This window comes from Actinophytocola sp. (genome assembly GCF_036378875.1).
Taxonomy (GTDB): Bacteria; Actinomycetota; Actinomycetes; order Mycobacteriales; family Pseudonocardiaceae; genus Actinophytocola.
Genome location: NZ_DASUVO010000037.1, coordinates 1 through 10958, shown reverse-complemented (window position 1 = coordinate 10958; position 10958 = coordinate 1). Strand labels below are relative to the sequence as shown.

The window sequence follows — 10958 nt, the reverse complement described above, 5'->3', positions numbered from 1 at the left end:
GAGAGCCACTCGCCGTCGACGCCGTTGAGCTTGTTGGCGTTGACCCGGCGGACGGAGTCGCGGACGTCCTGGAGCGTGTGCGCGAGGTTGAGCACACCGCGCTGGCTGAACAGGATGTCGTAGTCCAGGTCCTCTTCGAGGGTCTCCCACAGCTTGAGAGCGTGCTCATAGATGCCGGCGCTCTCGTCCCAGAGGTAGTTGGACCGGATGATGGTGGTGTTGCGGGCCATGTTGCCGCCCGCGAGCCAGCCCTTCTCCAGTACGGCGACTCCTGTGATGCCGTGGTTGCGTGCCAGGTAGTAGGCGGTGGCGAGGCCGTGCCCACCGGCGCCGACGATGACCACGTCGTAGGAGGGCTTCGGATCGGGGTTGCGCCACAGGAAGTCCGGGTGCTGGCTCATCCGCGCAACCTCGTCATGGCGGGGTCGAACAGGGGTTCCTCGGTGACCGTGGCGGGGATGCGCCGGTCGAAGTATCCGATGTGGACGGTCTGACCCGGTGTGGACAGCTCGGCGGGCAGCCAGGCGTAGGCGATGCCGGTGCCGACCGTGTAGCCGTACGCCGCGCTGGTGACGTATCCGACCGTGGTGTCGCCGTCGTACACCGGTTCCTTGCCGAGCACGTGCGCGTCGAGCGTCAGACAGGTCAGCTTCCGGGTGCCCTGCCGCGCGTCCTTGCCGATGTACTCGGGCTTGTCAGCCTTCACGGCGAAGCCGAGCCCCGCCTCGTCCGGGGTGTGCTCGTAGGTCATGTCGGTCCCGAACGCCCGGTAGCCCTTCTCCAGGCGCAGGCTGTTGAACGCGCCCCGCCCGGCCGCGATCACGCCGTGCTCCTGGCCCGCGGCCCACAGCGTGTCCCACAGCTTCAGACCCATGTCGGCGGTCGTGTACAGCTCCCAACCCAGTTCGCCCACATAGGACAGTCGGAGCGCGGTGACCGGGACGTTGCCGACATATCCCTGTTTGCCCCGGAAGTACCGGAGCTTGGTCAGGTCGATGTCGGTCAGCGGCTGCACGAGATCCCGGGCACGCGGTCCCCACACGCCCACACAGCACGTGCCCGCGGTGATGTCGCGTACCTGGACAGTGCCGTCCTCGGGCAGGTACCGGGTGAGCCAGTCGAGGTCGAGCGGCCCGTTCGCCCCGACCTGGAACGTCTCGGCACCCAGCCGCGCGACCGTGATGTCGCTGCGGATTCCTCCGTTGTGGTCGAGCAGTAGGCAGTAGGTGACCGAACCGACGGACTTGTCGACGTCCCCGGTTGCCATGCGTTGCAGGAAGGCCGTCGCGCCCGGCCCGGTGACCTCGAGTCGTTTGAGCGCGGTCATGTCGAACAGTGCCACGGCTTCCCGGGTCACCTGCGCCTCGGCGGCGATGGTCTCCGACCAGTAGCGGGCGGCCCAGTCGTCGGGTCGCGGGATGTGGCGGCCCTCGACCAGGCCGGCGTTCGCCTCGTACCAGTGCGGCCGTTCCCACCCGCCGGCCTCAAGGAAGTACGCGCCCAGTTCCCGCTGCCGGGTGTGGAACGGACTGGTCCGCAGTGGACGCGGCGCTTCCATGGGCTGCAAGGGATGCTTGAGGTCGTACACCTCGACGAAGTTCTGGCAGGCCCGCTCCAGCACGAACTTCGGCGCGAGCTGGTGCGGCTCGAACCGGTTCACGTCACACTCGTGCAGGTCGAACGACTCGCAGTGCCCGTCGACCAGCCATTCGGCCATGGCCCGGCCGACGCCGGCCGAGTGCGTCACCCACACCGCCTCGGCGACCCAGAAACCCGCGACGTCGCGGGACGGGCCCAGCAGCGGCATGTCGTCGGTGGTGAACGAGAACAGGCCGTTGATGCCCTCCTCGATCTTCGCCTCGCGGGTGGCCGGCAGCAGCGCGTTCGTCTCCCGCCACGCGTCGGCGAAGTCCTCCTCGGTGAACGGCTGCACGGACGGCATCGGGTCGGCCGCGTCCACGCTCAGGATGTCGTCCACCGACACGGGCATGGGCCGGTGGCCGTAGTAGCCGACACCGAGGGTGTCGAAGCGTTCCCGGTAGTAGAGGTCGGCTTCCTGGTGCCGCAGGATGGGCCGCAGTGCCTCGTCCTTCTGTCCGTTCAGCGCCGCGACCCGGCCGGTCCAGGCGAGTTGGTGTGCCATCGGGACGAGCGGCAGCGTCATGCCGACCATCCCGGCGACCTTGGTGCCCCAGATCCCGGCACAGCACACCACGATGTCCGCTGGCAGCTCACCCTGACTGGTGACGACGCCCGTCACCCGGCCGCCGGTTACCTTGACGTCCAGCACCTCGGTCCGGTCCAGCACGGTCACGCCCCGCGTGCGGGCCCGGTCGACCTGTGCCTCCACCGCCCGGACCGCCTTGGCCAGCCCGTCGGTGGGCGTGTGCAGGCCGCCGAGCACCTGGTCGCGGTCGAGGAGGGGATACAGCTCGAGACAGCGCTCGGTGTCCAGCACGGTCGCGTCGATGCCCCACGAGGTGGCCCACCCCTGGCGGCGGTGCAGATCTGCCAGCCGTGCAGGGGTCGTGGCCACCTCGAGCCCGCCGACCTGGAGGAAGCAGCCCAGACCGTTGAGCTTCTCGACCGTGTAGCGGGCCATCTCGGCCATGGCCTTGCTGGGGTTGGTCTGGAACACGAGCCCGGGCGCGTGCGAGGAGGATCCGCCGGGCGCGGGCAACGGCCCCTGGTCGACGACGGTGATGTCGTCCCAACCACGCGCGGACAGTTCGTCGACCAACGCGGCCCCGACGACGCCCGCACCGATCACCACGACACGGGGACCTGCCATGCCTGTCCTCCAAGATTCGGTAGTCGTGCGATGAAGGACGCCTTCCTCACGCCCACGGTGAGGAAGGCGTCCTTCATCGCGCCTTGCTCAGGCCTTGGGGAGCCAGGCCTGCACCTTGTCCTTGTTGGCGTCCACCCACTTCTTGGCGGCCGCCTCCGGGGAGAGCTTGTCCTCGGCGATGGACTTCGCGACCTCGTTCTGGTCGTCGTTGGTCCACTGGAAGTTCTTCACCAACTCGTAGGCGGGGCTGCCGGAGTCGGCGAACTTCTTGCTGACGATCTTGTCGAGGTCGTAGTCGGGGTAGTCGCAGGCGATCTTCTCCGGGTCCGCGTCGCAGCCCTCCGTGTACGCCGGCAGGTCCACCTTCACCAGCTTGATCTCGGCGAACAGCCACTGCGGCGAGTAGAAGTACCCGATCACCGGCGTCTTGTTCTGCTCCGCCTGGCGGAAGGCCTGGATGAGCGCGGTCTCGCTGCCGCCGTAGACGACCTTGTAGTTCAGGTTGAGGTTCTTCACCAGTGCCTCGTCGTTGGTGACGAACGACGGGTCGCCGTCGAGCAGCTGGCCCTGGCCGCCGGACTCGGAGGTCTGGAACATCGATGCGTACTTGTTCAGGTTGTTCCAGTCGGTGATGTCCGGGTACTTCGCGGCGAGCCACGGCGGTACGTACCAGCCGATCTGGCCCTTGACGCCGGTGGAGCCGGCCGACACGGCGGTCTTCTGGTCGTCGATGTACTTCTTCTTCAGGTCGTCGTGACCCCAGTTCTCCACCACGGCGTCGACCTCGCCGGTGCCGAAGCCCTGCCAGGCGACCTCTTCCTTCAGGTCCTTCTTCGTGACCGTGCAACCGAGATCCGTCTCGGCCACGTACGCCAGCACCGCCGCGTTGGCCTCGTAGCCGACCCACGGGTTGATGGCGATGTTGAAGTCGCCGCAGTCCCCGGCACTCCCGCCGCTCGCCGAGTCGTCGCCGATCTTCGCGCCGCTACACCCGGCGGCCAGTGTCAGCGCGAGCATCACGCTCGCGGCACGAACCCACTTGTTCACTTGGTCTCCTTGTTTCCGTGGTGTCACTGGGAGCGGCGTGCCGCGGCCTGGGTGAGGCGGTCGAGCATCACGCCGAGCAGGACGATCGCGACGCCGGCCGCGAGTCCCTTCCCGTACAGCTGTGCCTGGGAGAAACCGGCCACGACGTCGTAGCCCAGCGCGCCCGCGCCCACGAGCCCGCCGACCACGACCATGCACAGCACGTAGATGAGGCCCTGGTTCGTGGCCAGTGTCAACGCGTGCCGGGCCATGGGCAGCTGCACCTTGGTGATGAGCTGCCAGGTGTTCGAGCCGGACGCGGTGGCCGCTTCGACCGTCGTGGCGGACACGCCTCTGATGCCGTCGGCCACGACCTTGATCGTCACCGGCGCCGCGTAGACGACGGCCGCCACGATCGCGGTGAAGCGGCTCGCACTGAACAGCGCCAGGAACGGGACCAGGTAGACGAACGGGGGCATCGTCTGCCCGGCATCCAGTACCGGCCGCAGGATGCGGTCAACCAACCGGTTGCGGCCCATCCACACGCCCAGCACGACCCCGAGCGCCAGCACGATCGCCGTGGCGACCAAAGTGGACGCCAGCGTCGCCATCGCGTCGGCCCAGAGGCCCGTGCCCCACAACAGGAGCAGGCACACGGCCGAGATGACCGCCGCCCTGGTGGAGCCGATGATCGCCGACACGGCCACGATCGTGGCGGCCAGCAACCACCACGGCGACTCGGTCAGCAGCGTCTGCAACGGGTCGATCAGGATCAGCGTGGCGACGTCCTTGACGCCGTTCGTCAACGTCGACAGGTTCGTCTGCACCCACTCCGTCGCGGTCGTGGTGGCCTGCGCGATGGTCGGGCCGACCGACACGTCCGGCGGGAACTCGGCCGCCCACACGTAAGTGAACGACAGGTACACCGCCACGACCGCGCCGACACCGCCGGCGATCAGCACGATCCGCCGTGCCAGCTTCGCGGCCGGGCTCGGTTCCTGGCGTGCCCGTTCGGCGCGTGCGGCCGCCACCGTGGTGACGCGGTCCAGCACGATCGCCATCACCACGATCGCCAGGCCTGCGTTGAACGCCGTGCCGACATCCAGTGTCTGCAAGGCTTTCACGACGGTCTTGCCGAGACCGGGCGCGTCGATCAGCGCGGCGATGGTGACCATCGCCAGCGCCGCCATGACCGTCTGGTTGATGCCGAGCACGATGGTTCGCTTCGCGGCCGGCAACAGAACCTTGAACAGCGTCTGACCCCGTGTCGCGCCAAGGGATTCGCTGGCCTCGACGGTGTTCTGCGGCGCGTTGCGGATGCCGTGCGCGGTGAACCGGATCACCGGTGGCGCGGCGTAGATGAGCGTGGCGATCGTGGCCGACGCCGGGCCGATGAGGAAGACCAGCGTCAGCGGCGCCAGGTAGACGAACGACGGCATGATCTGCATGAGGTCCAGCAACGGCGTGATGAGCCGGTAGAACCGGTCGGACATCCCGGCCCAGATCCCCAGCGGTAGACCGAAAAGCAGCGCGATGATCACCGCGGACAGGGTGAGCGCGAGCGTGTCCATGCTCTCCTGCCACAGCCCCTGCAGACCGAGGAACGTGAAGCCGGCGGTGGCCAGGAGCGCCGCCCGCCACGTGGCCACGGCGTAGGAGACCCACCCGACGATCGCCACGACGCCGAGCCAGCCGATCAGCGGGACCGGGCGGCCGAACGACGGTTGCGCGATCACCCCCTGGATGAACGACGTGAACTCGCCGACGACGAGCCGGATCTCGTTGAAGAAGTAGAGGAAGATCGGGTTGCTGTCGCGGCTCGCGCCAAGCGAGTCGTTGAAGTCGTTGATCCAGTGGTGCAACGGGGTCAGCTGTGCCGCGCCGAGTGTCAGCGTGTGCACGCCGCGCAGCACCGTCCACAGTGCCATGAAGACCACCAGGACGGCGAGGACGAGGACGCCGCGTCCTGGACGTTGCACGGCGATCCGGGGAAGTGCGACCTGAGCCATCAGTCACCAGCCACGGCGGCGAGGATCTCTTCGTGGCCGACCACGCCGAGCAGTTCCCCGTCCCGCACGACCTTCACCGGCCGGTCGGCCGCCAGCACCGCGCGCACGGCCTCGCGCACCACCACGTCCGGTGGCAGCTCCGGTCCGTCCAACACGTCGTCGGGCAGCGCAGGCCGCATGATCCACTTCAGCGTGAGCACGTCGGCGCGGGGGACGTCGTGGACGAAGTCGGCCACGTAGTCGTCGGCGGGCGCGCCGACCAGCTCCTCGCCGGTGCCGCACTGCACGAGCTTGCCGTCCCGCATGATCAGGATGCGGTCGCCCAGCTTCAGCGCCTCGGACAGGTCGTGGGTGATGAACACCATCGTCTTGCCGACCTCGCGGTGCAGCCGGATGACCTCGTTCTGCATGTCCCGCCGGATCAGCGGGTCCAGCGCGGAGAACGGCTCGTCGAAGAACAGCACATCCGGGTCGCCGGCGAGCGCACGGGCCAGGCCGACGCGCTGCTGCATGCCGCCGGAGAGCTGGTCCGGATAGGACCGTTCGTACCCGTCGAGCCCGACGAGGTCGATGACCTCCTGCGCCCGTGCCAGCCGTTCAACCTTGCGCGTGCCGCGGACCTCAAGCCCGTAGGCGACGTTCTCGATCACCCGGCGGTGCGGCAACAGCCCGAAGTGCTGGAACACCATGGAGAACTTGGCGCGGCGCAAGGCCAACAGCCGCTTCCGGTCGGCGGCGAGGATGTCCTCGCCCTCGAACACGACCTCGCCGGCGGTGGGCTCCACCAACCGGGTCAGGCAGCGCACGAGCGTCGACTTGCCCGAGCCGGACAGCCCCATCACGACGAAGACCTCGCCGGGGGCCACTTCGAAGTCGATCCCGCAGACCGCGGCCACACAGCCGGTGGCGTCCATCAGTTCGCGGCGGGAGAGGGTGGACAGCTCAGGGGAGGCGGGAACCCGTTCCGGTCTTGCGCCGAAAACCTTCCACAGGCCACGGACAGCGATCACGGGATCGGTCTGCACAGTCGTGGTTGGTTCGGTGAGCTCGGTCGGTGCGGCCACGGTTCACCTCTTCCGGGTGTATCGCCGTGTTGCGTATGGCGCACTGTGTGCCTGTTAATGGAACACAATTGCGTCTGGGCTGGTGAGCGTCAAGAGTGCTGAGCGTTTCGTCTTGTTTCAGGACTGTTTCGGTAGGCCGTGCCAACCCAGTTTGCGGGAGATCTGGCGGGCCGCCTCGACCACCATCGCGGCCACGTGGGGTACACGTTCGGCCGGGATGCGGAAGGTCGGCCCGGACGCGCTCACCGACCCGGCGACCTCGCCGTCCGGACCCGCGATCGGCGCCGCGATCGCGGTCAGGCCGATCTCCAGCTCGTCCACGGCGACCGCGTAACCGTTCCGCCGCACCGCCTCGACCTCGGCTCTCAGTGCCCGAACGGCCGTCTTCGTGCGGTCGGTGAACCGACGCAGGGGCCCGGCGGTCAGCTCGGTGAAACGCGTGTCGGACACGTGGGCGAGCAGCACCTTGCCGTTGGACGTGGCGTGCAGCGGGGTGCGCTGGCCGACCCAGTTGTGCGGCCGCAACGCGGCGGTCGCCGCGGTCTGGTCGAGGTAGAGCGCCTCCTGTCCGGACAGCACGGTGATGTTCACCGTCTCGCCGAGCTCCTCGGCGAGACGCCGCGTGACCGGTCTGCTGCACTGCACGAGGTCGAGACGGGCGGTGGTGGCGCCGGCGAGCTGCAGCACGCCGACACCCAGCCGGTACTTGCCCCGGCCACCGTCCTGCTCCACCATGTCGTGCTGTTCCAGCGTCGTGACCAGGCGAAACGCCGTGGACTTGTGTACGCCCAGCAGCGCAGCCAGCTCGGTGACGCCCAGCTCACCGTGTTCGGCGAGCAGCGAGAGCACCGTCAGTGCCCGATCGACCGACTGGATCGTGCTCGGGCTGTTGCTCATAGTGCGCCAGTGTGCACGATATGAGTTAGGTGTGGCGATAGAAGGGAATCTTGTCGGGCGCCAGCGGGGTGTTGCCGAGGATGAGGTCGGCCGCCTTCTCGGCCACCATCATCACCGGCGCGTAGATGTTGCCGTTGGTGACGTACGGCAGCACCGAGGCGTCGACCACCCGCAGTCCTTCCACGCCGTGCACCTTCATCGACGTCGGGTCCACGACGGACATGTCGTCGACGCCCATGCGTGCCGTGCACGAGGGGTGGTAGGCCGTCTCGCCGTCGCGGCCCACCCAGTCCAGGATCTCCTGATCCGTCTGGACATTCGGGCCCGGGGACAGCTCGCCACCGGAGAACTCGGCGAACGCGGGCTGGTCCAGGATCTTGCGCGCCACGTGGATCGCCTCGACCCACTCCCGTCGGTCCTGCTCGGTGGACAGGTAGTTGAACCGTAGCGCCGGGTGTTGTCTCGGGTCGCTCGACCTGATCTTCACGGTGCCGCGGGCATCCGAGTACATCGGTCCGATGTGGACCTGGTAGCCGTGCTCGGCACCCACCGGGGTCCCGTCGTAGCGCACCGCGATGGGCAGGAAGTGGAACATGAGGTTCGGGTAGGCGACGTCGTCGTTACCCCGAACGAACCCGCCGGCCTCGAAGTGGTTGGTCGCGGCCGGACCGCTCTTGAACAGCAGCCACTGCAGGCCGATCTTGGGGCGGTTGTGGAGCTTGAGCGCGGGGTTGAACGAGATCGGCTTCGTGCAGGCGTGCTGGACGTAGACCTCGAGGTGGTCCTGCAGGTTCTCGCCGACGCCACGCAGGTCCACGACCGGCTCGATGCCGAGCGGGCGTAGCTCGTCGGGGTTGCCGACGCCGGACAGCTGCAGCAGTTGCGGGGTGTTGATCGCGCCGCCCGCGAGGATGATCTCCTTGCCGTGCACGGTGTGGGTGCGACCGCCTCGGCCGTACTCCACCCCGACCGCCTGTTTTCCTTGCCAGAGCACGCGGTGCACCAGCGAGAAGCACTTCACGGTCAGGTTCGGGCGTCGCTTCACCGGATGCAGGTAGGCACGCGCGGACGACCAGCGCCTGCCGCCCTTGACATTCCGGTCGAACCGGGCGAAACCCTCCTGCTGGTAGCCGTTGACGTCCTGCGTGATCGGGTAGCCGGCCTCCTGGACGGCCGCGAAGAACGCCTGGAACAGCGGGTTGGCGGCGGCCCCGCGTTCGAGGTGCAGCGGACCGCTGTCGCCACGCCACTCGTCACCGCCCGCGAGGCAGTTCTCCATGCGCTTGAAGTACGGCAGGCAGTGCGCGTAGTCCCATGTGGACATACCGGGGTCGGCCGCCCACCGCTCGTAGTCCATCGGGTTGCCCCGCTGGAAGATCATTCCGTTGATCGAGCTGGAACCGCCGAGCACCTTGCCGCGCCCCTGCGTGACGCGGCGGTTGTGCATGAAGGGCTCTGGTTCCGAGACGTACTTCCAGTCGTAGAACCGGTTGCCGATGATCATGGTCAGGGCGGCCGGCATGTGGATGAAGAGGTCCCAGATCCAGTCCGGTCTTCCCGCTTCGAGGACCAGGACCTTCGTCGCGGGATCGGCGGACAGCCGGTTGGCCAGTGAGCAGCCGGCAGAGCCGCCGCCGACGATGATGTAGTCGTAACGCTGGTCCATTGTTGCATAATGCGGCTAGAGTGCCGGATAGTGCAACACCAGACCATCCGGCAGGGAGGGTCATGCCGAAGCGCGAGATCATCAACCCCTTCAACCAGGCGATCATCGCCAAGCTCGACGACGCCACCGAGGAGGAGGCGCGCGCCGCCGTGCTCGCCGCGCGGGCGGCGTTCGACGCCGGCGAGTGGCCACAGTGGACCGGTCCGCGGCGGGCGGCGTTGCTGCGCCGGGTGGCGGAACTGCTGGTACGCAACAAGTCCGACCTCGCCCGCTGGGAGACGGTGGACACCGGCAAGACGATCGTCGAGAGCGAGATCGACATCGATGACGTGGTCTCGGTGTTCCGCTACTACGCCGGCCTCGCCGAGCAGGACCACACCCGCACGGTCGACGTCGGACCGAACGTGGTCAGCAAGGTCGTGTACGAGCCGGTCGGCGTGTGCGTGCTCATCACCCCGTGGAACTACCCGCTGCTCCAGGCGTCCTGGAAGATCGCCCCGGCGCTGGCCGCCGGCAACACGATGGTGGTCAAGCCCAGCGAGGTCACGCCGATGACCACGATCAAGCTCGTCGAGCTGATCGAGGAGGCGGGCGTGCCGGCCGGGGTGGTCAACCTCGTTCTCGGCGCGGGACCCGAGGTCGGACCCGTGCTGACGAGCGCGCCGGAGGTGGACCTGGTGTCGTTCACCGGCGGCCTCTCGACCGGCCAGTCGATCATGCGGGCCGCGGCCGACACGGTGAAGAAGATCGCGCTGGAGCTGGGCGGCAAGAACCCCAACATCGTCTTCGCCGACGCCCCGTTCGAGGCCGCCGTCGACCACGCGCTGACCGGTGTGTTCCTGCACGCGGGCCAGGTGTGCTCGGCGGGCACGAGGCTCATCGTCCACGCCGACCTGCACGACGAGTTCGTGGCGGAGCTGGTCCGGCGGGCCGAGACGATCCAGTTGGGCAACGGCCTGGCCCCGGACAGCCGCAGCGGCCCGCTGGTCTCGGCGGAACACCGGGCGAAGGTGGAGCGGCACGTCGCACAGGCCATCGTCGAGGGCGCGACCCTGCTGACCGGCGGCCGCCGCCCCGACGACCCGAACCTGGCGGCCGGCTTCTTCTACCTACCGACCATCTTCGACAACTGCCGGCGCGACATGAGCATCGTCCAGGAGGAGACGTTCGGCCCTATCCTCACGGTCGAGACGTTCACCGAGGAGGACGAGGCGGTGGCGCTGGGCAACGACACCGACTACGGCCTGGCCGGTGCGGTGTGGACGGCCGACCGCGAGCGGGGGCGGCGCGTGGCAGGCCGCCTGCGGCACGGCACCGTCTGGATCAACGACTTCGGCCCGTACGTGCCGCAGGCCGAGTGGGGCGGCTTCAAACGCTCCGGCATCGGCCGCGAACTCGGCCCGTCGGGACTCGCGGAGTACCAGGAGGCCAAGCACGTCTACGAGAACACCGACCCCCAGCCGGAGAACTGGTTCGCCTGACTTGCACGGGTGGGAAGCCGGGCG

At 68.3% G+C, this 10958-nt stretch carries 8 protein-coding genes; 1 reads left to right on the top strand and 7 read right to left on the bottom strand.

Annotated elements, in window-relative coordinates:
- The 7 genes from VF106_RS10035 to betA form a co-directional block, all read right to left on the bottom strand.
- Window positions 1–401: FAD-dependent oxidoreductase (locus VF106_RS10035; protein WP_330839348.1), on the bottom strand; the 401-nt coding region annotated here is incomplete at its 3' end.
- Window positions 398–2791: a GcvT family protein gene (locus VF106_RS10030; protein WP_330839347.1), complete on the bottom strand. Its 2394-nt coding sequence runs from the start codon at window positions 2789–2791 to the stop codon at window positions 398–400. The genes VF106_RS10035 and VF106_RS10030, both read right to left, overlap by 4 nt.
- 87 nt (window positions 2792–2878) lie before the next feature.
- Complete coding sequence (locus VF106_RS10025; RefSeq protein WP_330839346.1) at window positions 2879–3838, bottom strand: ABC transporter substrate-binding protein; 960 nt, start codon at window positions 3836–3838, stop codon at window positions 2879–2881.
- A 23-nt stretch (window positions 3839–3861) separates the two neighbouring features.
- Complete coding sequence (locus VF106_RS10020; protein ID WP_330839345.1) at window positions 3862–5826, bottom strand: ABC transporter permease; 1965 nt, start codon at window positions 5824–5826, stop codon at window positions 3862–3864.
- A complete protein-coding gene (locus VF106_RS10015) occupies window positions 5826–6890 on the bottom strand; it encodes a quaternary amine ABC transporter ATP-binding protein (protein WP_330839344.1) in 1065 nt (354 codons plus the stop codon). Before VF106_RS10015 ends, VF106_RS10020 begins: the two co-directional genes overlap by 1 nt.
- Before the next feature lie 117 nt (window positions 6891–7007).
- Entirely contained in the window at window positions 7008–7787 is a 780-nt protein-coding gene (locus tag VF106_RS10010; protein ID WP_330839343.1) for an IclR family transcriptional regulator, read from the bottom strand.
- 25 nt (window positions 7788–7812) lie between these two features.
- The gene (gene betA / locus VF106_RS10005; RefSeq protein WP_330839342.1) at window positions 7813–9453 is read right to left on the bottom strand and encodes a choline dehydrogenase; all 1641 of its coding nucleotides are present in this window, start codon (window positions 9451–9453) and stop codon (window positions 7813–7815) included.
- A gap of 62 nt (window positions 9454–9515) precedes the next feature.
- On the opposite strand from betA, the gene VF106_RS10000 reads away from it, so the two are divergent.
- Window positions 9516–10934, top strand: a complete 1419-nt coding sequence (locus tag VF106_RS10000; protein ID WP_330839341.1) for an aldehyde dehydrogenase family protein — start codon at window positions 9516–9518, stop codon at window positions 10932–10934.
- The last annotated feature ends 24 nt before the right edge of the window (window positions 10935–10958 follow it).

What these genes read in the sequence shown, in the direction of transcription:
- betA (WP_330839342.1), bottom strand. Translation starts at nt 9,453, where the DNA reads ATGGACCAGCGTTACGACTACATCATCGTCGGCGGCGGCTCTGCCGGC.
- VF106_RS10020 (WP_330839345.1), bottom strand. Translation starts at nt 5,826, where the DNA reads ATGGCTCAGGTCGCACTTCCCCGGATCGCCGTGCAACGTCCAGGACGC.
- VF106_RS10000 (WP_330839341.1), top strand. Translation starts at nt 9,516, where the DNA reads ATGCCGAAGCGCGAGATCATCAACCCCTTCAACCAGGCGATCATCGCC.
- VF106_RS10010 (WP_330839343.1), bottom strand. Translation starts at nt 7,787, where the DNA reads ATGAGCAACAGCCCGAGCACGATCCAGTCGGTCGATCGGGCACTGACG.
- VF106_RS10030 (WP_330839347.1), bottom strand. Translation starts at nt 2,791, where the DNA reads ATGGCAGGTCCCCGTGTCGTGGTGATCGGTGCGGGCGTCGTCGGGGCC.